Consider the following 21,739-nt stretch of genomic DNA (forward strand, 5'->3'; position numbering starts at 1 on the left):
CTCCTTAGGCATTGGCACCGCGGAGAGCGGCGCAGTCCTGTTTGTTCTTCTGGGCCAAGAGACCTTCGAGGCAGGCGCTCACGACAGTGCTCGGGTTGGAAGAACCGTGAATCTTGGTGAGGATGTTGCGCACACCGGCCAGTTCGAGAACGGCACGGGCAGCGGCACCGGCGATAACACCAGTACCCGGAGCAGCCGGCATCAAGAGGATGCGGGTTGCGCCGCTCTTGACTTCGATGTCGTGGGGAATGGTGCCGTCGAGGAGCTGCACTTCAACGATGTTGCGCTGGGCGGCTTCGGTGCCCTTGCGGATAGCTTCGGAAACTTCCTTAGCCTTGCCGAGACCGACACCCACCTTGCCGTTCTTGTTGCCAACGACAACGAGAGCGGAGAAGGACATGCGGCGACCGCCCTTGACGGTCTTAGCGCAACGGTTGATGTGTACAACCTTGTCTTCAAATTCAGAAACTTGAGCTTCGCGTTCCAAAGTGTACCTCACTAGAATTTGAGTCCGCCTTCACGAGCTCCCTCAGCGAGAGCCTGAACGCGACCGTGATAGATGTAACCGCCGCGGTCGAAGACCACGGATTCAATGCCCTTGGACTTGGCGACTTCAGCAATCTGGAGACCGAGCTGCTTAGCCTGCTCCGTCTTCGTCGTTTCACCGAACTTACCCTGGAATTCCTTGGAAGCTGTGGTGAGCTGGACGAGAGACTTATTGTTTTCGTCATCAATAATCTGGGCGACCATGTGAGACAAGGAACGGCGAACAGCCAAACGAGGGCATTCTGCAGTTCCGACAACAGACTTGCGTACGCGTTCGTGGCGTGCGATTCTGGACTGGATTCTTTTCTTAGCAATTGCAGTCATAGTTTACCCTTATTTACCTGTCTTCTTACCTTGCTTACGACGGACAATTTCGCCTTCGTACTTGATGCCCTTGCCCTTATACGGTTCAGGCTTGCGGTACTTGCGGATTTCTGCCGCAGCTTGGCCGACCTTCTGCTTATCGATGCCCTTGATGGAGATCTTCAGCGGGTCAACAGCCTTGAGTTCAACGCCTTCCGGGGCCTTGAAGATAACCGGGTGAGAGAAGCCGAGAACCAAGTTGAGGTCCTTGCCCTTCTGTTCCACACGGTAACCAACGCCGACGATTTCGAGCGTCTTCTGGAAACCCTTGGTCACGCCTTCGACCATGTTGGCAACGAGAGCGCGAGTGGTGCCATGGATGGCACGGGTGAACTTCTGATCGTCAGGACGAGAGAAGGAAAGCTGGTTGCCTTCGAGCTTGATTGCAATCAGTTCATGAACGTCGGTCTCGAGCTTGCCGAGAGGACCTTCAACCTTGATGTTCTGACCATTGACGGCGACTTTCACGCCGGCCGGGATATTGATAATAGCTTTACCGATACGGGACATCTTTACCATACCTTTGCGATGACTTCACCACCCACGTTTTCCTTGCGGGCTTCGTGGTCGGTCATCACGCCTTTAGATGTGGAGATGATAGCATAGCCAAGGCCATTGCGAACGCGCGGAAGCTTTGCGGCGTCAACGTAGTGACGGAGACCCGGCGAAGAAATGCGCTGGATGCCCTGGATAGCGGATTCGCCCTTCGTGTAACGGAGGAGGACCTTGAGGATGCCCTGCTTACCGTCATCGACGACGACGAACTTTTTAATGAAACCTTTTTCCTGCAACACGCGAGCGATTTCACGCTTCAAGTTGCTGGCAGGAATGTCCACCACGGGGAGCTTTGCCGAAGCGGCATTGCGGATACGGGTGAGCATATCGGCGATAGGATCTGTCATTGCCATGAGTATACTCTCCTTACCAAGACGACTTTGTGATACCGGGGATTTCGCCGGCGAGTGCCATTTCGCGGAAGCAAATACGGCAAAGGCCAAAGCGGCGCATAAAGGCGTGCGGCCTACCGCAACGCTTGCAACGGTTGTACCCACGAACGGTATACTTCGGAGTACGCTTGCATTTTTCAATCATTCTTTTGCTTGCCATGGTATTACCTTACTTCCTGAAGGGGAGTCCAAGTTCTTCAAGCAGGGCGCGGCCTTCGTCGTCCGTCTTGGCGGTCGTCACGAAGGAGATGTCCATACCGAAAGTACGAGAAATCTTGTCAATGTCAATTTCAACAAAGATGGTCTGTTCCTTGATGCCGAGGGTGAAGTTACCCATGCCATCAAAGCCACGGCGTGCGAGACCACGGAAGTCACGGACACGCGGAAGGTCGATGTTGATGAGACGGAAGAGGAAGTCCCACATGTTGTCGCCGTGCAGGGTGACCTTAGCACCGATGCCGATGCCTTCGCGCAGATGGAACTGAGCGATAGCCTTCTTGGCGTTGGTGACGACGGCCTTCTGACCGGTAATGGCGGTCAGGGTATCGACGGCTTCATCCAGGATCTTGCGGTTCTGAGCCGCGGCGCCAACACCCATGTTGAGCACGATCTTCTGGAGGCGGGGAATTTCCATCACGTTCTTGTAAGCAAACTTCTGCTGCAAGGCCGGAACGACTTTTTCGAGATAAAATTGCTTCATCTGGTTCATGTGTTACCTCTAGATAGCCTTGCCGGACTTGACGCTCACGCGGGAAGCCTTCTTGCCGGCTTCGCGCACGATACGTGTACGGACAGGAGTGTTGCCTTCGAGAAGCATCACGTTGGAAATGTCAATCGGCAGTTCCTTTTCGATGATGCCACCCGTCTGATTGGTCTGGGACGGCTTTTCATGACGCTTGCGGACGTTCACGCCCGAAACGGTCACCTTGCCACCCTTGACACTAATCACGGTGCCGGTCTTGCCCTTGTTGGCACCGGAAATCACCTTGACGTTATCATTCTTCTTGATGTTAGCCATTAGAGAACCTCAGGTGCGAGGGAGATGATCTTCATGTATTTCTTGTCGCGGAGCTCACGAGCCACCGGTCCAAAAATACGGGTTCCACGGGGTTCGCCATCCTTAGTGATGAGAACCACGGCGTTGTCCGAGAAACGGATGAACGTGCCATCCGGACGGGCGATTTCTTTGCGTGTGCGCACGACGACGGCGTCGGCCACGGAACCCTTCTTCACCTTGCTCTGGGGGATAGCGTCCTTAACGGCTACCTTGATGACATCACCGATGCTAGCATAGCGACGGTTTGTGCCACCCAAAACACGGATGCAGGCGACTTCCTTGGCACCACTGTTATCGGCCACGACGAGTCTGGTTTCTTCTTGAATCATATTCGCCTTACTCCAAAACGATTATTTCTTCTTAGCTACAATGCGGACGAGGCGCCAGCGCTTCGTTGCAGAGAGCGGACGAGTTTCCATGATTTCCACCAGGTCGCCTTCGCCGGCTTCGTTGTTTTCATCGTGAGCCTTGAGCTTCTTGGTGGTGGTCATGATCTTGTTGTACACCGGGTGACGCTTACGGTTTTCAACTACGACGGTGATGGTCTTGTCCATCTTGTCAGAGCTGACGACACCCTGTCTTACCTTACGAAGGTTTCTATCCATTTCCTGCTCCTGCCCGGCTTATGCCTTGGCCTTTTCGGTGAGGATGGTCTTGACCCTAGCGATATCCTTGCGGGTATTGCGGATCGAAGAGGGTTTTTCCAAGTTACCGAGCTTAGCAGCCATACGGTAATTGAACAAATCGAGATTCAACTGAGCCAGTTTTTCCTTGAGCTGGTCAACGCCCAGTTCTTTCAATTCACGTGCTTTCATTAGATCTCCGATTCTTCGATGATTTTGCACTTGAGGGGGAGCTTCTGTGCTGCGACATGGAGAGCTTCCATGGCCAGTTCACGTTCGACACCACCCATTTCGAAAATGATGCGACCCGGGAGGATAACGGCTGCCCAGAATTCGACGGCGCCCTTACCCTTACCCATACGGGCTTCAGCAGGGTGACGGGTGATCGGCTTATCGGGGAAGACGCGGATCCAAACGCGGCCACCGCGCTTGATCTTACGAGTCATGGCGATACGAGCGGCTTCAATCTGACGAGCAGTCAGCCAGCACTTTTCAAGAGCCTGAATGCCGAATTCGCCGAAGGCGATGGAATTGCCGCGGGAGGCAATGCCCTTCATGCGGCCTTTCATCTGCTTACGATGTAATGTTCTTTTAGGACTCAGCATAATTACTTCTCTCTCTTGTTATCGTTCATGACGTCCTTGCCAATCTTTTCGCCGTGCATGATCCAGACCTTGATACCGATGGCACCATAAACGGTCTTGGCGATTGCAGTAGCGTAGTCGATGTCGGCACGGAGAGTGTGCAGAGGCACGCGGCCTTCAGCATACTTTTCGACGCGGGCAATTTCGGCACCACCGAGGCGGCCACCGCACTGCACCTTGATACCTTCCACACCCATGCGCATAGCGGACTGGATGGCGCGCTTCATGGCGCGACGGAAGGAAATACGCTTTTCGAGCTGACGTGCAATGTTTTCGGCAACCAGCTTGGCATCCGTTTCGGGACGCTTGATTTCCTGGACGTTAATATAGATTTCTTTACCGGTGAGGAACTGGAGTTCACCCTTGAGTTTCTCCAATTCTTCGCCCTTACGGCCGATCACGATACCCGGACGGGCGGTAAAGAGGTTCACGTTCACCTTCTTGACGGTACGTTCGATGCCGACCTTGGAGAGGGAGGCATGTTCGAAACGCTTCATCAAGTAGCGACGGAGCACGATGTCTTCATAAAGAAGATCGGCAAACTTGTCTTCGGCATACCACTTGGATTCCCAGCCGCGGATAACGCCAAGACGAAGACCATTCGGATGAGTTTTCTGACCCATTTTAATTACTCCTTGTTGGCCACAACGACTGTGATGTGAGAGAGCGGCTTTTCGATACGGAAAGCACGGCCCTGGGAACGGGGGTGGATACGCTTCATGATGGTACCACCGTCGGCCGTGATGGTCTTGACGACCAGTTCTTCGGCGGCAACGGCACCAGCGGCCTTCTGCTTGAAGTTAGCGACAGCGGACTTCAGAGCATTTTCGACCAGCGGGGCACCCTTGGTCTGCGTGTGGAGAATAGAAAGCATTGCGAATGCTTCTGCAACGGACTTGCCGCGAACCAGGTCGACAACGCGACGGAGCTTGCGAACGCCGTAACGGACGTTTTTCACTTTAGCAACAGCTTGCATTATTTCTTTCCTCCAGCAGCGGTTTCAGTCTTACGGTGACCGCGGAAAGTGCGGGTCATGGAGAATTCACCCAGCTTGTGGCCGACCATGTTTTCGGTCACGTACACGGGGATGAACTGCTTGCCGTTATAGACGGAGAACGTAAGTCCGACCATATCAGGAATGATGGTGGAACGACGGGACCAGGTCTTGATAGCCTGTTTCTTGTCGGAACCGGCCATCGCCTGGGCCTTGCTGAGAACGTGGGAATCCACGAACGCACCTTTCTTAAGGGATCTAGACATGAATTAGGCCCTCTTCTGACGATGACGTACGATGAACTTATCGGTACGCTTATTGTTACGAGTTTTGGCACCCTTAGAGTTCTTGCCCCAAGGAGAGCACGGATGACGACCACCAGAGGTACGACCTTCACCACCACCAAGGGGGTGATCGACCGGGTTCATAACGACACCACGGACGGCCGGGCGCTTGCCGAGCCAGCGAGAGCGGCCTGCAGAACCCGAGGATTCATTCATGTGATCGATATTGGAAACCTGACCAACGGTAGCGAGGCAGTCTTCCGGGATGTAGCGAACTTCGCCACTCGGAAGCTTGACCTGGCAGAGCTTGCCGTCTTTAGCGACGAGTTCTGCACCGGCACCTGCGGAACGGGCGATCTGGGCGCCCTTGCCCGGTTTCATTTCGATGTTGTGGATAATGGTGTTCAGCGGAATATCGCGGAGAGGGATAGCGTTACCCACGCGGAATTCGGCGCCTTCGCCGGAATTCAGCACGTCACCGACCTTGATTTCGGCCGGGGCGATGATGTAGCAGCGCTTGCCGTTCTGGTACTTGACCAGGGCGATACGAGCGGAACGGTTCGGATCGTATTCGATCGTTTCAACCGTGCAGGGGATGCCTGCGAACTTGCGCTTGAAGTCGATGATACGATACAGTTTCTTGTGACCACCACCGCGACGGCGGGAGGTGATTTCACCGGCGTTGTTACGGCCGGAGCTACGCTTGATGCCTTCGGTGAGCGGCTTGTACGGCTTGTCCGCAGTGATTTCCTTGCGGTCACCAATCTGCTTGTAGCGCAGCGTCGGGGTAAGCGGGCGATAAGACTTCAGACCCATGATTATACTCCTTCGAACTCGGCAATCTTTTGCCCGGCCTTAAGCGTGATGTAGGCCTTCTTCCAGTTGGACTTCTTGCCGGCGACCATGCCCATACGAACGCGCTTCATCTTGCCGCGGTTGATAAGGGTGTTGACGGAATCGACCTTGACACCGAAACGCTTTTCGATAGCGTCCTTGATCTCGGTCTTCGTTGCGGTCTTGGCAACCTTGAAAACATACTTGTGCACGTCATTACGAGAAGCAGCCATCAGACGGGCAGTAGCTTCGGTAATGTGCGGAGCAACGAGAATTTCGTGAAGTTCACTCATTAGCGGCCTCCTTCCAGTTCGGCGAGAGCTGCCTGGGAGATGACGACGTTGTTGGCGCGAACGATATCGTAAGTGTTGACATCGGCGACGCGAGCGCAACGGCACCAAGGAATGTTGTTAGAAGACAGGTAGAGGTTCTTGTCAGCGTCGCTCACCAGGAAGAGAGCATTGCGCTGTTCGAGACCGGCCTTGTTGAGGACGGCGAGGAGATCCTTGGTCTTCGGGGCGTTGAAAGCGAGAGCTTCGAACACCTGCACCTTGCCTTCGAGAGCCTTAGCAGCGAGAGCAGAGTGGAAAGCGATCTTCTTGACCTTCTTGTTTACCTTTTCAAAGTAGTCATGGGACTTAGGACCGTGAGCCTTGGCACCGCGAACCCACACAGCGGAGGTGTTCTGACCGGAACGTGCACGACCCGTGCCCTTCTGCTTCCAAGGCTTCTGACCACCACCGCTAACGGAGGACTTGTTCTTAGCCTGGGCAGTGCCCTGACGGTTGTTGTTCAGGATAGCCTTGATGTGCAAGTACATGCAGACCTTGTTGACTTCCTGATCGAACATGGCCGGGAGCTGAATATCATTCTTGAAATCGCCAGTAGCGGCGAAAAGCTTTGCTGTAGCCATTAGTCTTTCCTCACCACGATGATGCTGTTCTTTGCACCGGGAACTGCGCCGCGGACAAAGATCAGGTTGCGGTCGCCGTCAACCTTGACGACCTGGAGGTGCTTCACGGTCACTTTCTTGTTACCGAACTGACCGGCCATACGCTTGCCCGGGAAAACGCGGCCCGGATAAGAGTGAGCGGACGTACCACCCGGTTCGCGCATATTGTGCGTACCATGGGAACGAGGACCGCTGTGGAAGTTATGGCGCTTGATGGTACCGGAGAAGCCGTGACCCTTGGAGAGGCCAGAGACATTCACCATCTTCACATCGGCGAAGTCAGCTGCACCGAATTCCTTGCCAACCGGCCAGGCTTCGAGATCAGCGACATCGAATTCAGCGAGGTGTTCACGAACAGCGACATCAGCCTTCTTGAAGTGGCCGATTTCAGCCTTGTTGGCGCGCTGTTCTTTCTTGAGACCAAAGCCGATCTGGACAGCAGTGTAGCCGTCCTTCTCTTCTGTCTTATGGCAAACGACCACGCACGGACCGGCTTCGAGAACCGTGACAGGGACGCATTCGCCCTGTTCCGTGAACACTTGGGTCATTCCCAATTTCTTTGCGAGAATACCGTTCATTGTTATTAAACCTTAATTTCGACTTCAATGCCTGCGGGCAAGTCAAGTTTCATGAGGGAATCTACAGTCTGCGGCGTAGCATCAAGGATGTCGATCAGACGCTTGTGCGTACGGGATTCGAACTGTTCACGAGAAGTCTTGTCGATATGCGGAGAGCGAATCACCGTATACTTCTGGATCTTCGTCGGGAGAGGGATGGGGCCAGCAATGCGGGCACCAGTGTTCTTAGCTGTATTCACGATGTCTTGAGCGGAGCGGTCGATCATACGATGATCGAAGCTCTTCAAGCGAATACGAATGCGTTCACCAGCCATGATAATTCCTTACTTGATGATTTCGGTTACGGAGCCAGCGCCAACGGTACGGCCACCTTCGCGGATTGCGAAGCGGAGCTGCTTTTCCATTGCCACCGGGGCGATCAGGTTCACGTGGATGGTCACGGTGTCACCCGGAGTCACCATTTCGACACCTTCCGGAAGCTGGATCGTGCCAGTCACGTCGGTGGTGCGGAAGTAGAACTGAGGACGGTAGCCGTTCATGAACGGTGTGTGACGGCCACCTTCGTCCTTAGTAAGAACGTAGATTTCTGCCTTGAATTCGGCGTGCGGAGTCACGGACTTCGGAGCAGCGAGCACCTGGCCGCGGCTGATGTCCTTCTTTTCTGCACCGCGGAGGAGCAGACCGACGTTGTCGCCTGCCTGGGCGTCGTCGAGGAGCTTGCGGAACATTTCAACGCCGGTAACAACGTATTCGGCAGTTTCGCCGAGACCAACGCGTTCGACCTTGTCGTTCAGGTGAACCACGCCGCGTTCGATACGACCGGTAGCGACAGTGCCACGACCAGTGATGGTGAACACGTCTTCGATCGGCATCAGGAACGGCTTTTCGGTTTCACGGGCCGGAAGCGGGATGTAGGTGTCGCAGGCGTCCATGAGTTCCATGATCTTGTCCTGGTAGGCGGGGTCGCCTTCGAGGGCCTTGAGGGCGGAACCGCGGATGATCGGGGTGTTGTCGCCGTCAAATTCGTACTTGGACAGAAGGTCGCGAACTTCCATTTCCACGAGGTCGAGGAGTTCTTCGTCGTCCACCATGTCGACCTTGTTCATGAACACGACGATCTTCGGCACGCCCACCTGGTGAGCGAGGAGGATGTGTTCACGGGTCTGGGGCATCGGGCCGTCAGTAGCGGCCACGACGAGGATAGCGCCGTCCATCTGGGCAGCACCGGTCACCATGTTCTTAACGTAGTCGGCGTGCCCCGGGCAGTCGACGTGAGCGTAGTGACGGTTTGCAGTGGTGTATTCGACGTGAGAAGTGTTGATCGTGATACCACGGGCCTTTTCTTCGGGAGCGTTGTCGATTTCGTCGAAACGCTTGGCGGCGGCGAGGCCGCGTGCAGCGAGGGTCGTGCAGATTGCGGCGGTCAGAGTGGTCTTGCCGTGGTCAACGTGGCCGATGGTGCCGATGTTGCAGTGCGGCTTGCTTCTGTCAAAATGTTCTTTTGCCATTTTTTCCTCTTCTTCAGCAGAAGGTTTATCGCTTCGAATGCTAGGATCTGCGCGGGTTAAACGCATACTCCTGTGATTTCGCAAAGCATAGGAAGCGGTACTTTGCGAATTTTGCCGAACAAATTTAGCAAATTCAAGGAAAATTTCAAGCATTTTTTTTTGTTTTTTGCCCAAAAAGGGCGATTTTCGCCCCGAAAGACTATATTTAGTGGCTTCAGATTTCGCCTCGTTTTTCACATCGTCCGTTTTTACAAAATGGCGTTTTTTGACGAATTTAGGCACTTCTTAAATCTAATCCTACCATAACTCCAACTTATCAACATTTTAAGCACACCGTCCCCAAATAGCAGCAAATCCCAGCCCATTTATCCACAAAAATTTTGTAAAAAGATTTTTACTCATAAAAATTTTACAATTGGGCCCCCGTAAACACTCCTTCACGCTCAGGAACGACCTAGGAACATTTATCCATGCGACTCGTTATTTTTACATTTGATTTCCCCATTTTTTAACTATCTTGTTTCTCCGGTGTTTATTGGGAACATGAGGATTTATGAAAAAGAAGTTTTTCTCCCTGTTACTATCCGCAGCCGCAGTGGCCTTCATATGCAACTGCGGTGACGAGACATCCGGCAGTTCGGACCTCTACGGTGCATACGTCGTAACCGAACCTTCCTTCGTCTATAACGACCTCTACATCACAAGTTCCGGAATCGTCCTGGACAAGAACGGCAACCAGGTGGGCACCGCCAACATCGCCACCGGAACCATTTACGACATGACGGGCACCCCGACCGAAGAAGGCGTCAATTTCGGAGCCCTCACCGTCGTCAACCCGCCCGCAGTCAAATCCGACGCATGGGTTCTTTCCGCAGCAGACCAGGTCTACGTCATCTATCCTAGCGGAGAGGTGACCGACGCGGCAGGCAACCCGATAGGCACCATCATCTTCGAAACCAATTCGGACGGATCCTCGACGGGTGTCGGCAACATTGTCGGGCTCGACAACACTACCGTCATTTTTGAAGACGTCGACGTCACTGTGCTCAACGTATTCAAGTCCAACACGACCCCCGACCTGCCCCCCGCCGAAAGCAGCGCAAGCGAAATCCCCGGCCCGGAAAGCAGTGCCGGAGAAAATCCCCTTCCGGTAAGCAGTGCAGGCGAAAACCCGAACCCGCTCACATCGTCGGCATCGCAGCCTCCGGTATCTTCCGCGACCCAGCCGGTACAATCCTCCAGTTCCGCAAAGTCCTCGAGTTCCGCAAAATCTTCTAGCTCGGTGGCATCCTCTAGCAGCCAGCAACAGGCCACTCCCAATTTTAAGATCAAGAGCGGCGGACGCTCCGGTAACGGTTGGGGTTCGCGCTATTGGGACTGCTGCAAGCCCCACTGCGCATGGACCGGTAAGGGCGGCTCCATCGCAAGGACCTGTAACGCACAGCAGCAGGAACTCACGAAGGGCGACGACATGGTGAAGAGCATTTGCGAAGGCGGCCCCGCAGGTCTCTGCAACAGCCAGGCTCCTTTCGTTGTCAACGATGAACTCGCCTACGCATTCGCCGCAGGCCCGGGTAACGAATACGCAAGTTCCTGCGGAGCCTGTTTCTTGCTCACCTTCGACGGAAAGAGCCGACACACGACTGACGCTCGCACCAAAGCCCTGGAGGGCAAGAAGCTCGTCATCATGATTTCAAACATCGGTTACGACGTGGAAAACGGCCAGTTCGACATGATGATACCGGGTGGCGGCGTCGGCATTTTCAACGGATGTTCCGCCATGTGGGGCATCAACAACCTCGGCTCGTCTCACGGCGGGTTCCTCAAGGACTGCGGCGGCGACCAAAAACTTACCGACGCAAAGGTTGCAACCGTCCAGAAATGCCTCGAGGACAAGTGCAATTCCGTATTCGCAAACATTCCTGAAGCAAAGGCGGGCTGCCTTTTCCACGCCCAGTGGCTAGCAGCCGCCAACAACCCTTCGTTCAAGTACGAAGAACTGGAAGAATGCCCCCAGGAACTCAAGAACAAGTTCTAATCAGCAAATATTGCTCATAAGACTTTCAATCCCGGCTTTAGTGCCGGGATTTTTTTATGCAGGTTGATGTGACCGGCGTCGCGTAAATATATATCTTACAAAAATTTACGTGAAATTTCAGGGCAATTAAACTATCTTTAGGTGCGGATGGAATTGGAAGGGACTTTCAGAAGAAAGTCTTATTGGATTTTTTTGAGGATGTATATGAAACACCAATTCCTAAAGTCCGTTCTGATCCTGGGAAGCGTCCTTGCGTTCATGAACTGCTCCGACGAAAACACCATGACCCCCGAAACGGACCCGACCGCCCAGGAAAGCCCGACTCCTACGGATTACGCATGGAAACTTGAAGCGAACGGAGATATCTACCTGATTTACCCGTCGGGAACCGTCACCAACGCAAACGGCATTATCGTCGGAACCCACGACAAGGAAAACGGAACAATTGTCGGTATCGACAACAACACGATTTTCCAAAATATCTTCACGGACAATCTCGAAGTAACGACTCTGGAAGAACAGAAGGCAAAACTCCCCGCCTCTTCGGAAACGGTTCCTCCGCAGTCTTCTGCAACTGTAAACCCGCCTGCTTCCTCGGCTAACGTGACAACGCCGACATCTTCTGCAAACAACCAGACGATGAGTTCCGCAAATACGCAGCAGCCGAATTCCTCTGCAAACACGGTGACGTCTTCCTCGTCTGCACAGCAGCAGCAACAGACGAACTCCTCTGCCGCAACGTCGGGTAACTGTGACGGAAAGTGCTTTGACGCCCCTTCGGGAAAGTGCGTCGGCAAATATGATCAGCTGACAGGATCCAAGGGTGAAAAGTACGCCTATGACAATGACTGCAAGCTGAACTGCTACTACGATCCCGATGGAAAAGAATGCAAGAACATAAGCGGAGCGGCACCGGCAAGCAGCAACGCTCAGCAGCAGACAAAATCATCCAGCTCTCAGCAACAACAGCAACAGAAGTCTTCGAGCAGCCAGCAGCAACAGCAGCAGAAGTCCTCTAGTTCTCAACAACAGCAACAGCAACAATCTTCCAGCTCCCGGCAGCAACAACAGCAGGGCGGTTCCTTACTGCCCAAGGTCGTTTCCGGCGCCCAGACCCAATCCGGTTACGCAACCCGCTACTGGGATAGCTGCAAGCCCCACTGCGCATGGAAAGGCAAGGGTGGTCCCGTCGCCAGAACTTGTAAGGCCGACGGCGTTACCACGGCCAATGCTGACGACGCATCCATTTGTGACAACGGCGGCGTTGCAGGAACCTGCTTCGACCAGACTCCGCAAATTGTTAACGACACTATCGCCTACGCATTCGCCGCAACCCCCGGTGGCGGCAGCAACTGCGGCAAGTGCTACATGCTCACCTTCAAGGGAACCGGAGCTTCCGCAACGAACACTCCCACGGACAGCCACCACAGAAAAATCAAAGGCAAGCACCTGATTGTCATCTCCAGCAACATCGGCTATGACGTTAGCCACAACCAGTTCGACCTGATGATTCCTGGCGGTGGTCCCGGCGCATTCAACGCTTGTCAGAAAATGGGCATTTCCTGTGCAGGCGCCCAGTACGGCGGATTCCTTACCACCTGCAATTACAAGAAGGATTGCCTTATCGATATGTGCAACAAGGAATACGGCAACAATACAAGCCTGAAAAACGGTTGCCTTTTCCTCGCCGAATGGATGGACGCCGCCAACAACCCCGAGGTTGACTTCGTGGAAGTCGAATGCCCCGATGCTTTGATGGCCAAGTACAAATAGAATCAAATCAAGAACTTTAGCGAAAACCGTCGGGAAACCGGCGGTTTTTTGTTAAATTAAATAGATAACTTAGTCGGCCCCTCGGCATGGTTTGCTTCGACAGGCTCAGCACAGGCTTAAGCTCACCAACCGAGCTTAGGGACCTTTATAAAATTGGAGTTTATATGTTTGGGAAAAAAATGATTGGATTTGCGGCCGTCGCGGCCCTCGTGGGAGGACTCGCGATTGAAACCTTCGCCACAAACGTGGCCTGCGTAGGCAATAGCATCACTGAAGGCTACGGAATCGACTGGGGCGAAAAGAAATACCCCGACCACCTGCAGGAACTTTTACAGCCGGGAGACTCCGCCGCAAACTTCGGCACCTCGGGTAAGATGTTCTACAAGGAAAGCGGAGAGTCTTACTGGGTGCAGGGCAAGATCAAGGAAGCTCTCGCCTTCCCCGCAGACATCGTGGTGATTGAACTCGGCACGAACGACAGCAAGCTTTTCTACTACACCTACTACAACGTGACCGTAGACATGCTGAAACCCTCTTACGAGGACCTGCTCGACACGTTTGCGCACCTCCCCACCCATCCCGAAATTTACGCCACGCTGCAGCCCTATTCCAACAACGAGAGCTGGGGAATCATGGACAGCACGATCGTCAAGTACATCAACCCGCTCATCAAGGAAACAGCGATAGAGAAGGGCGTGAACATCATCGACCTGCATTCGCTTTTCCAGACGCCCGAATGGTTCCTGGATGACAGCGTGCACCCGAACGCGACCGGCGCTCAGGAACTCGCAAAAATCGTGAACAAGTACATTACACTCGCAAAGCCTACACTCAAGCAGGAACAGGCGACACTGCAGGTGAACGGTGACAGCTTCGGAGTCCGCTGGTACAAGGATGGCAAGCTGATTGAAGGCGCCGCGGACAAGCCGCTTGCACTCACCGAAACGGGTACATACAGGGCTCTCGTAAAAGTGGAAAGCGACAACGATTCGTGGATCCTGAGCGAGGAATTCGAGGTGAAGGACCTAAGCTCCGACCCCACAGGAATCAAACCCACAAGGCAGACTTCACAGCCGAAAACGCGGAAACTCCACCACAAAGTGGACGTGAAAGGGCGAGTCGTAGACGGTAAAAAGAGTTACTAGATACGCCCTACGGGCTAGTTTATAGTTACTAGAGATCTTTCGACTTCGGCACATCGTGCCTTCGCTCAGGATGACAATATTGTCTAGCAACTAGCGAAGCGTGACCTAGAACCCAGAACTAGGGCGGGTGGCGAGGCGATCGTCCAGGAATCTAAACATTGCCTGGTAGGCGTTATCGCGGGCGGGCCTATGCGAAAGGAAAAGGTCGTGCAGGCCACCCTCGATTTCTACAATCTGCGTATGGGGGCCGAGGTTCTGCCCGTATTCGTGGATATGCTCCACATCCAGCACTCCGTCGCAATAGGTGTATTCCTCGCTCCAGTCGTCGTCGCGGTAACTGCAGCCGCTGTGCATCACCAGAATCGGGGAAGTAAGCTTTAAGCCCTGCTGTACGCGGACGTGCCCCTGGTGAATCGCATGGAGCCAGCCGAGATCGATCGGAAGACTTCCCGGAACCTTGAGCTTACGGTCGTATTCCCATTCCCCGCTTTCGGACTTGTAAAGGCTCTTGTCATAGTTCAGGTTATAGCTTCGAGGAATCCCTACACTGGGGAACATGCTCCCTAGAATAGAAAGCGCGGGTACCGCCAAACGACGCACCGGCCACACATAGTTCATTTCGAAAAAAGGACTGTTAAGGACTACCGCTGCAATGCCCGCACCGTTTCCACGATCCGTTGCATATAGGCAAGAAATCAACCCGCCCGTACTGTGGCCAATCAACACAAGCGGAACGGAATCCCCTTCCGCAAGGCGGATCATGGCTATAGCGGAATCCAGCTCGGCATAGTATTCCGAAATGTCGCGGAGTTCCCCAGCCGTTTCGCCAGAGCGCAAGGAACGCCCATACTTGTGCAAGTCAATGGCATAAAAGGAATAACCCGCAGAATCTAGCTTTTGGGCAAGCTCTGCCTGAAAGAAATAGTCGTTGAACCCGTGTATATACAGAACAGACGCCCTCGGGGAAGAAACGGCTAGAGAATCCCCCATGGACGTATCCGCTTTACGGCTTACGGAGCCATACGGATAATGCACCAACGTCGCATGAAATTTCGCACTATCGCCCGCATCGTACGAATACGCCATAAACGGGAGCCCCAAAAAAGGGTCCGGAACAGGGATCGCCCCTGCAAACACCGATGCAACCATGGCGATATAGAAAATAATGGCGAACTTCATAATCTTGGATAATATAATTTATTCTAAAGCCACGGAAATTTACTTTTTTCGCACATTTGTAAAAAACAAAAGACGCCAACTATAGTTGGCTTGATTTTAAATAGCGGTTTTTAACATTACTGCTATGTTCGACGATGAAGACCATAAAAGAGCCATAAAGGATTTTATAGCCTATTTACGGACCATCACGACTCAAAAGAACCTCGCCTTCTTTAGCGATGTCTCAAGGGAGTACGTTAGAAGTTTGGGAAAAGGGGAAGGGATTCCCTCTGTCAAGGTATTTTTCGGCCTCATCGAAGCAGCGGGTCTCAACATTATCGAAGGCACACAGAAATATCTGGAAATCCTGCAAAGCCAGCACCTTGCGCAAGTTGCCGAAAAAGGTGTCGCCCTGAACTACATTCACAAGACCAAAAGGGCCAAGTCCCTATAACCTAGAAGAAGTTCACGTTGAACCAACCCATCTTGCCGTCAGAAGACAAGGCCATTCCGCAAGCGACCTTGGTAGCACCCGCATTTTTCATGTTCAGGTAATGCCCGATATAGGGATAGTCTTCACTCTTGTCCGGATCCCGTTTACCGCTCGTCACAAGCGCCTTTTCGTCTTCCCACATCATCTTGAGATAATATTCGGTAACGGCGGACGCATCCTTTAGCCACGAGGTTCCAAAGTTCGGACCGGAATTCTGCGCAAACTCGCCGCACGACTTGAAATGCCCATGGGCGGAATTTTCAGCAAGGTCGTCTGCAGCCTGCTTGTCGGTACAGGTCTGCTTTTCTTCGGAAGCAAGCGCCAGAGGCTTCAGGTTCTCGGTTGCACGATACTCGTTAATGATAGCAAGGCAGTTTTCGCGCCAGCCCTCGGTAAAGAAGGGATCGTCCGATGCCGTAGGGAGAACTCCATCGGAACTTTCAGAGGATGTTCCAGAAGATTCGCCCGAGCAAGCGGAAAGCAAAACGACAAGTGCGCAGGACATTATTGTTGGACTTGCAAGCCATTTAAACATTGAAAGACTCCTTTTATGGGGGAAAAATACCTTCAGCTACCTGATGAATACTTTCTGCACCTGATCGCCGATACTTACCAGATAGCCGCCCGCCTGGGATAGCGTCAAGCCAAAGTTCTGAGAATGGGCACGGCCCCTAGCGATGATACGCCCCTGCATATCGAACACAGCGTAGGCGGCCCCCACGGGAGCGTAAGCCACCCGAATTTCGCGACCGACCGCGGAAAGCGTAAATTGCGGATTCCGTGCAATTTCAGACAAAGTTTCTGTACATTTCTTGCCGGTGCAGCTGGAACTGGACTTGCCTTCTATTGAGCTGCTGGACTTTGCGGTACTGCTAGAAGATTTTGCGTTGCTTGAGCTGGACTTTGCTTCGCTGGAACTGGATTTAGCCGTGCTGCTGGAAGAAGCCGCGACACTAGAACTGCTCGGGATAGCCTTCCAAAGCGCCCTTATTTCCAAAATCCCGAATGCCGTGGAAGGAATTTTTGTCACCACGTCAGTATCAAGGCTCCATCCCAGGAAAGTGTAGTCACTTAAAGAAGGCGTGGGCAAGGGTAGCTCCTGTCCGGGCGTATAGAAAAGAACGTAACCCATCGGATAGGCATAATCGGTTATGTACAGCCAGGCAAGATCTCGCTCTTCGCTCCCAGTCAATACGGGATATTCATCGCCCTGGATCCAATTCGCGCCATAAGCCCCGCCCGCCAATTCAACACTGTCAGCATCCTTCTGCACATAATCTTGCAACGCCCTCGTAATCGTTCCATCTTCAAAAGCCGATGCTTCGGCCTCTGTCCCGATGCTATCGCGAGATATTGTACCCTGCAGATAGAAGTTATTTTCAAAAGTCACTTGATAATCGTCTAACTTCGAAGCCCGCCCCCTGACAATCGAACCCTTGCTGTGGTTGTTAAGAACAAACGATTGCGTAGGCCTGTAGGGTGCAAAAATACTAAACGGATTATTTTCAACATAGTAGCCGCCTATCAAGCCATTAACAACACAATTGAGGCAATCAAAGTCGGCTGCATTGTAGTTATTCACTATGAAAAAGTGCTTCGAAACTTCACCAACTAGTCCACCAACATCGCCACCGGAGAAGAATTCTTCTAATTCCGCACCGCCAACAAAACGGCCTTCATTGGAATTCTGTATCAGGAACGTATAATAGTCAGAATGTCCCACAAGGCCTCCGACCGCACCGGCAGTTTCCCCAATATAGATGAGTCCACGATGGCTACTGTTTTTTATGATCAACGGGTAGTGGGCTTCTGCAACCAGGCCTCCGACATAAGTGTTCAAGTAACCACTGGGTATAACGATGGTCCCGTCAAAGTGCGTATTTTCAATTTCTATACGTGCAAGGGATTTAGAATGGCTGCCAATGATTCCACCCGCACTGTAATCACTCGAAATGAAGGAATCCCTGACTTTCAAGTTGTGGATAACGACTCTGGTTACGGTATACTTATCAGGTAGCCCCGTATAGAACACCCCTTCGCTATTTTCCATATAGAGCCCAGAAATCGTATGTCCCTGTCCATCGAAAAATCCATTGTTTACAACAATCATCTTCCAGGGGATAAAATCGCTTATCCTTGAACTGTCTAATGAGCCATCACGCTTCAGGACATTCTGGTTGACAACGATGTCCTTCATAAGCCTGCCGCAAATGTAGTTTGGAGCCTCACCACCTTTCACAAAAGAACCGTCCGCAAGTGCCGAAAATCCATAAAGTTCCTCGACATCCGAGATTTCGTAGCAGCTGTCCGCAAGGTCCATTGGCGGTCTCTTGTATTCGAACCACTTCGCATAGAAATGCTTGTCGCCCTTATCGCTAGTCTTGATAGAATCTACAGGGGCCCCTTTCAGTTCTTCGTTATCGTACCAGCCCCAAAAGATGCTGCTGTCACGATGATAACGTTCAGAAAGACTGCCTCCAATACCACCCAGGTAGCATTCTACAGAATCCGTCAGGAGAATCGCATCCTGAAAACTTGAAGTAGGATTGCCACATGCATAAAAAGAACCGGAATCCCTCACACCACCATTGGGATGGTAGGTTACCTTGTAACGGTCATACATCCTGGCCCAGTACTCAAGATTACCTGTTGTCTTATTGGAAATCTCCGTTTCGTTTTCTCCGGTAAATTCGGCATCACTATACCAGCCACCAAAAACCAGGTTTTTCGCGGAAGTTCCCCTTGGCAGCTCTGTTGTGAGGCCAGCGACATAAGTGTCGTAATATTTCGTAGTGTCACCACCGAAGGTGTGGAACGTAACATTGTACCTGGCCGCTATAGAGTTCTTGAGTTTTCCCGAAAAAATCGGGAAGTAGTCGTTGCCAACATCCTGCCCCCAAATGGCACCATCCAAATTTTCTTTCAGGAGGAATGTCACCGCACCATTAAGGAATGCAATCGTATCCATTAGCGTTCCATAATCGATGTAGCGAGTGGAACTCACCTTCAAGGCGTAACTATTTTCGACCTTTATATTTTTGCTATGTGCATAACCCAACAAATCTGAATAATAGTTGTATCTGCTGTCAACAAGTTTCCCTACACCATAGCAGTTCGTCAAGGTCAACGCCGTATTTTCGCTTACATAGCCCACAACAGCTGCGATATCAGGACTGTTCTTCGTAGACTCGATGGTAGACTGCGAATAGAAATTGGTGATCTGGATTTCGCCTTTCCCAGAAACAGAGTTTACAAGAACACCAAGATCCGTTGTCGACGAGAAGTACGAATCAATTATTCCCAGATCCCTTATAACAACAACAGAATTCTTCGGAGAAACGATCGATTCAAAAAGACCCGCATTGTCGGGTGAATACAGACCTGAAATCGTGTGGCCGTTTCCGTTGAATTTTCCCGCAAAGTCCACCATCGGTTTCCACACGGCAAAGGTTTCGGCGCTGTCGCTGTTGAGCCAGTCCCAACCATTCAAGACATCCTTATTAACAATGACATCTTTCGTGAGTTCGCCGCAAACGGAAGGATTCGCCGCAGTAGAGTCATTCCCGTTCACAATTTCGGCAAAGCCGTAAAGTTCTGCAGCGGTCGAAATCTGGTAGCAGCCATTCGACAGGGTTGGCGTCTTCGGGCGGATTGTTGCTGCAGTGGCGACGCCTCCAATAAGGAGTGCCGCAGAAACAGAAAGCAGATATCTGGAAATCACGATTCGTCTCCTTCAACTCACTTAAAAATAATAATAAGATAAAACCTAATCACTAACCACTAATCACTTTCTACTATATTTCTATCTTTTATCCCCGTGATTCAAATTCAGAACGTTTCGAAATCCTTTGGCGTGCAGGTCCTTCTGGACGGCGCCTCGATGCTTGTAGGCGACCACGAACGCGTGGGCCTCGTGGGCCGCAATGGTTGCGGCAAGTCGACGCTTTTCAAGATGATTCTCGGGCAGGAATGTCTCGATGGCGGCTCGATCGACATCCCGAAAAAATACACGCTCGGCTACCTGCAGCAGCACCTGAACTTTACGCACGCGACCGTACACGAAGAAGCCTGCAGCGTATTAAAGCCCAATGAAGACGGATGGATCGAAGAACACAAGGTCGAAGCGATTCTGTTCGGTCTGGGCTTCGACGAAGAATCCATGCACAAGAGCCCGATGCTGTTGTCCGGCGGTTTCCAGATTCGCCTGAACCTAGCGAAGGTCTTGGCTTCTGAACCCGATATGCTGCTGCTCGACGAACCGACCAACTATCTTGACATCGTGTCGATGCGCTGGCTGAGCCGCTTCTTGCGCAACTGGAAAGGTGAAGTGCTGCTGATTACGCACGATCACCACTTCATGGACGAAGTCTGTACGCATACCGCGGGCATTTTCCGCCACAAGATCCGCAAGGTGAAAGGCAGCGTCGAGAAGCTCCGCGAAACCGTCGCCGAAGAAGAAGAAGTCGCCCAGCGTACGCAGGAAAACGAGGCGAAAAAGAAGGCGCAGCTGGAACAGGTCATCGAACGTTTCCGCTACAAGGCCGCGAAAGCCGCCATGGTGCAGTCGAAAATCAAGGCCGCAGCAAAACTTGCGACCGGCGAACGCCTCACCCACGAGCGCAATCTGGATTTCAGCTTTACCGAAGCGGATTTTCCCGGCAAGCGAATGCTTCAAATCAAGGGCCTTTCGTTCGCGTACCCGAACCGTGCAGAAGACGGAACCGCGCAGGGAATGGGGCCGGAGCTGATTACCGACCTTACGATGGAAGTTTTCAAGGGCGACCGCATCGCAGTCATCGGCCCGAACGGACGCGGTAAAACGACGCTCCTGAACCTGATAGCCAAGGAGCTCTCGCCCACCGCCGGCGAAATCAGCCACAATCCGAACCTGCAGATCAACTATTTCGGCCAGACGAATATCAACCGCCTGAATTTAGACAACACCGTCGAAGAAGAAATCGCCTCGGCCATCGAGGAAGTCTCGCAAAAGAGCCGCGCCCGCGGACTCGCGGGCCTCATGATGTTCAGCGGCGATGCAGCATTAAAGAAGGTGAAAGTGCTGAGCGGTGGCGAACGCAGCCGCGTGCTCCTCGGAAAAATCCTGGCGAGCCCCTGCAACATGCTGCTGCTCGACGAACCGACGAACCACCTCGACATGGAAAGCATCGAAAGCCTAATCGACGCGCTCGACGACTACGAAGGCACCGCGATGGTGGTGACCCATGACGAAGAACTGCTGCACGCCTTTGCGACCAGACTCGTGGTATTCGACGGTGGCAAGTGCCGCATTTTCGAAGGTACCTACGCCGACTTCCTCGAAAAGGTGGGCTGGGCGAGCGAAAAGAAACCGGGCGGTTCCGAATCGGCTAATATTAAAGTTTCAAATATCGACGTGAAAACGGACGCGCCCACCAGCGCTCCCCGCGCAAAAGAAGACCGCAAGGCCCGCGCCGACTACATCGCCGAACGCAGCAAGGTCGTGAAGCCGCTCGAAAAGAAGCTCGCGAAAATCGAAGAAGATATCGCGAAAGCCGAGGCACTCGGCGGAGAACTCGAGGCAAAGCTCGTGACCGCATCCGAAAGCGGCGACGGGAACGCCATTACCGCCATCGCGAAGGACATGGACGACAACAAGAAAAAAGTTGACCAGCTCTACGAGGAATGGGAGCGCGTTAGCGCGGAGCTGGAAGCCGCCCGCGACAAGTACCCTATATAGACCGTTCGCGTGGCGCTATTTCCGGCGATGAATTCCTATCGTCATCGTCTCGTCGGCGCTGCCGCCCTTTTCAAGGCCACTCTTGA

28 protein-coding genes are annotated in these 21,739 nt (G+C 52.8%); 5 read left to right on the forward strand and 23 right to left on the reverse strand.

Annotation, left to right across the window (positions count from 1 at the left end):
- Positions 1 to 4: 4 nt before the first annotated feature.
- The 20 genes from rpsE to tuf are packed head-to-tail and all read right to left on the reverse strand — an operon-like array spanning position 5 to position 9,330.
- Positions 5 to 487 carry a 30S ribosomal protein S5 gene (rpsE, locus tag Q0W37_RS08505; RefSeq protein ID WP_072799952.1) on the reverse strand — a complete coding sequence of 161 codons (483 nt, stop codon included), beginning with the start codon at positions 485 to 487 and terminating at the stop codon, positions 5 to 7.
- A gap of 11 nt (positions 488 to 498) precedes the next feature.
- On the reverse strand, positions 499 to 870 hold the full coding sequence (gene rplR / locus Q0W37_RS08510; RefSeq protein ID WP_295099251.1) for a 50S ribosomal protein L18: 372 nt from the start codon (positions 868 to 870) through the stop codon (positions 499 to 501).
- A gap of 9 nt (positions 871 to 879) precedes the next feature.
- Positions 880 to 1,419, reverse strand: a complete 540-nt coding sequence (rplF, locus tag Q0W37_RS08515; protein WP_072800078.1) for a 50S ribosomal protein L6 — start codon at positions 1,417 to 1,419, stop codon at positions 880 to 882.
- A 2-nt stretch (positions 1,420 to 1,421) separates the two neighbouring features.
- Complete coding sequence (rpsH, locus tag Q0W37_RS08520; protein ID WP_073057028.1) at positions 1,422 to 1,817, reverse strand: 30S ribosomal protein S8; 396 nt, start codon at positions 1,815 to 1,817, stop codon at positions 1,422 to 1,424.
- A gap of 13 nt (positions 1,818 to 1,830) precedes the next feature.
- Positions 1,831 to 2,016 carry a type Z 30S ribosomal protein S14 gene (locus Q0W37_RS08525; protein WP_072980638.1) on the reverse strand — a complete coding sequence of 62 codons (186 nt, stop codon included), beginning with the start codon at positions 2,014 to 2,016 and terminating at the stop codon, positions 1,831 to 1,833.
- 9 nt (positions 2,017 to 2,025) lie between these two features.
- Positions 2,026 to 2,565 (reverse strand): 50S ribosomal protein L5, encoded by a 540-nt coding sequence (gene rplE / locus Q0W37_RS08530; RefSeq protein WP_297700573.1) that lies wholly within the window; start codon positions 2,563 to 2,565, stop codon positions 2,026 to 2,028.
- Between the two features lie 9 nt (positions 2,566 to 2,574).
- Positions 2,575 to 2,874: a 50S ribosomal protein L24 gene (rplX, locus tag Q0W37_RS08535; protein WP_072799947.1), complete on the reverse strand. Its 300-nt coding sequence runs from the start codon at positions 2,872 to 2,874 to the stop codon at positions 2,575 to 2,577.
- Complete coding sequence (gene rplN, locus Q0W37_RS08540) at positions 2,874 to 3,242, reverse strand: 50S ribosomal protein L14 (protein WP_173340347.1); 369 nt, start codon at positions 3,240 to 3,242, stop codon at positions 2,874 to 2,876. The genes rplX and rplN overlap by 1 nt, the downstream gene beginning before the upstream one ends.
- Positions 3,243 to 3,263: 21 nt before the next feature.
- On the reverse strand, positions 3,264 to 3,518 hold the full coding sequence (rpsQ, locus tag Q0W37_RS08545) for a 30S ribosomal protein S17 (RefSeq protein ID WP_072980632.1): 255 nt from the start codon (positions 3,516 to 3,518) through the stop codon (positions 3,264 to 3,266).
- 18 nt (positions 3,519 to 3,536) lie between these two features.
- Positions 3,537 to 3,728 carry a 50S ribosomal protein L29 gene (gene rpmC, locus Q0W37_RS08550; RefSeq protein ID WP_072799944.1) on the reverse strand — a complete coding sequence of 64 codons (192 nt, stop codon included), beginning with the start codon at positions 3,726 to 3,728 and terminating at the stop codon, positions 3,537 to 3,539.
- Positions 3,728 to 4,141, reverse strand: coding sequence for a 50S ribosomal protein L16 (gene rplP, locus Q0W37_RS08555; RefSeq protein WP_072799943.1), 414 nt, complete (start codon positions 4,139 to 4,141; stop codon positions 3,728 to 3,730). The genes rpmC and rplP overlap by 1 nt, the downstream gene beginning before the upstream one ends.
- Before the next feature lie 2 nt (positions 4,142 to 4,143).
- The gene (gene rpsC, locus Q0W37_RS08560) at positions 4,144 to 4,803 is read right to left on the reverse strand and encodes a 30S ribosomal protein S3 (protein WP_072980628.1); all 660 of its coding nucleotides are present in this window, start codon (positions 4,801 to 4,803) and stop codon (positions 4,144 to 4,146) included.
- Between the two features lie 5 nt (positions 4,804 to 4,808).
- A complete protein-coding gene (rplV, locus tag Q0W37_RS08565; RefSeq protein ID WP_072799941.1) occupies positions 4,809 to 5,156 on the reverse strand; it encodes a 50S ribosomal protein L22 in 348 nt (115 codons plus the stop codon).
- Positions 5,156 to 5,440 (reverse strand): 30S ribosomal protein S19, encoded by a 285-nt coding sequence (gene rpsS / locus Q0W37_RS08570; RefSeq protein ID WP_072980626.1) that lies wholly within the window; start codon positions 5,438 to 5,440, stop codon positions 5,156 to 5,158. The genes rplV and rpsS overlap by 1 nt, the downstream gene beginning before the upstream one ends.
- 3 nt (positions 5,441 to 5,443) lie before the next feature.
- Positions 5,444 to 6,274, reverse strand: coding sequence for a 50S ribosomal protein L2 (gene rplB / locus Q0W37_RS08575; RefSeq protein WP_297700577.1), 831 nt, complete (start codon positions 6,272 to 6,274; stop codon positions 5,444 to 5,446).
- 2 nt (positions 6,275 to 6,276) lie between these two features.
- On the reverse strand, positions 6,277 to 6,585 hold the full coding sequence (gene rplW, locus Q0W37_RS08580; RefSeq protein ID WP_072799938.1) for a 50S ribosomal protein L23: 309 nt from the start codon (positions 6,583 to 6,585) through the stop codon (positions 6,277 to 6,279).
- The gene (rplD, locus tag Q0W37_RS08585) at positions 6,585 to 7,205 is read right to left on the reverse strand and encodes a 50S ribosomal protein L4 (RefSeq protein ID WP_297700579.1); all 621 of its coding nucleotides are present in this window, start codon (positions 7,203 to 7,205) and stop codon (positions 6,585 to 6,587) included. Before rplD ends, rplW begins: the two co-directional genes overlap by 1 nt.
- Positions 7,205 to 7,822, reverse strand: coding sequence for a 50S ribosomal protein L3 (rplC, locus tag Q0W37_RS08590; protein WP_297700581.1), 618 nt, complete (start codon positions 7,820 to 7,822; stop codon positions 7,205 to 7,207). The genes rplD and rplC overlap by 1 nt, the downstream gene beginning before the upstream one ends.
- A gap of 5 nt (positions 7,823 to 7,827) precedes the next feature.
- Positions 7,828 to 8,136, reverse strand: coding sequence for a 30S ribosomal protein S10 (gene rpsJ / locus Q0W37_RS08595; protein WP_297700583.1), 309 nt, complete (start codon positions 8,134 to 8,136; stop codon positions 7,828 to 7,830).
- Between the two features lie 9 nt (positions 8,137 to 8,145).
- Positions 8,146 to 9,330 carry an elongation factor Tu gene (tuf, locus tag Q0W37_RS08600; RefSeq protein ID WP_072981006.1) on the reverse strand — a complete coding sequence of 395 codons (1,185 nt, stop codon included), beginning with the start codon at positions 9,328 to 9,330 and terminating at the stop codon, positions 8,146 to 8,148.
- Between the two features lie 553 nt (positions 9,331 to 9,883).
- Here tuf and Q0W37_RS08605 point away from each other — a divergent pair.
- From Q0W37_RS08605 to Q0W37_RS08615, 3 genes are all read left to right on the forward strand, one after another.
- Complete coding sequence (locus Q0W37_RS08605) at positions 9,884 to 11,368, forward strand: glycosyl hydrolase family 5 (RefSeq protein WP_297700585.1); 1,485 nt, start codon at positions 9,884 to 9,886, stop codon at positions 11,366 to 11,368.
- A gap of 204 nt (positions 11,369 to 11,572) precedes the next feature.
- Positions 11,573 to 13,141, forward strand: a complete 1,569-nt coding sequence (locus Q0W37_RS08610) for a glycosyl hydrolase family 5 (RefSeq protein WP_297700587.1) — start codon at positions 11,573 to 11,575, stop codon at positions 13,139 to 13,141.
- A gap of 164 nt (positions 13,142 to 13,305) precedes the next feature.
- Positions 13,306 to 14,286, forward strand: a complete 981-nt coding sequence (locus tag Q0W37_RS08615) for a GDSL-type esterase/lipase family protein (protein ID WP_297700588.1) — start codon at positions 13,306 to 13,308, stop codon at positions 14,284 to 14,286.
- Between the two features lie 105 nt (positions 14,287 to 14,391).
- Here the strand turns inward: Q0W37_RS08615 and Q0W37_RS08620 are convergent, their stop codons facing one another.
- Entirely contained in the window at positions 14,392 to 15,465 is a 1,074-nt protein-coding gene (locus Q0W37_RS08620) for an alpha/beta hydrolase (protein ID WP_297700590.1), read from the reverse strand.
- 124 nt (positions 15,466 to 15,589) lie between these two features.
- Here Q0W37_RS08620 and Q0W37_RS08625 point away from each other — a divergent pair, with 124 nt between their 5' ends.
- Complete coding sequence (locus Q0W37_RS08625; RefSeq protein WP_297700591.1) at positions 15,590 to 15,898, forward strand: hypothetical protein; 309 nt, start codon at positions 15,590 to 15,592, stop codon at positions 15,896 to 15,898.
- A 1-nt stretch (position 15,899) separates the two neighbouring features.
- Here Q0W37_RS08625 and Q0W37_RS08630 read toward each other — a convergent pair whose 3' ends face one another.
- Both Q0W37_RS08630 and Q0W37_RS08635 read right to left on the reverse strand, forming a co-directional pair.
- Positions 15,900 to 16,472, reverse strand: a complete 573-nt coding sequence (locus Q0W37_RS08630; RefSeq protein WP_297700593.1) for a CAP domain-containing protein — start codon at positions 16,470 to 16,472, stop codon at positions 15,900 to 15,902.
- 36 nt (positions 16,473 to 16,508) lie between these two features.
- Positions 16,509 to 19,658, reverse strand: coding sequence for an InlB B-repeat-containing protein (locus Q0W37_RS08635; protein WP_297700595.1), 3,150 nt, complete (start codon positions 19,656 to 19,658; stop codon positions 16,509 to 16,511).
- Positions 19,659 to 19,754: 96 nt separating this feature from the next.
- On the opposite strand from Q0W37_RS08635, the gene Q0W37_RS08640 reads away from it, so the two are divergent.
- Positions 19,755 to 21,653, forward strand: a complete 1,899-nt coding sequence (locus Q0W37_RS08640; protein WP_297700597.1) for an ABC-F family ATP-binding cassette domain-containing protein — start codon at positions 19,755 to 19,757, stop codon at positions 21,651 to 21,653.
- Positions 21,654 to 21,739 lie beyond the last annotated feature (86 nt).

This window comes from uncultured Fibrobacter sp. (assembly GCF_947166265.1).
Classification (GTDB): domain Bacteria; phylum Fibrobacterota; class Fibrobacteria; order Fibrobacterales; family Fibrobacteraceae; genus Fibrobacter.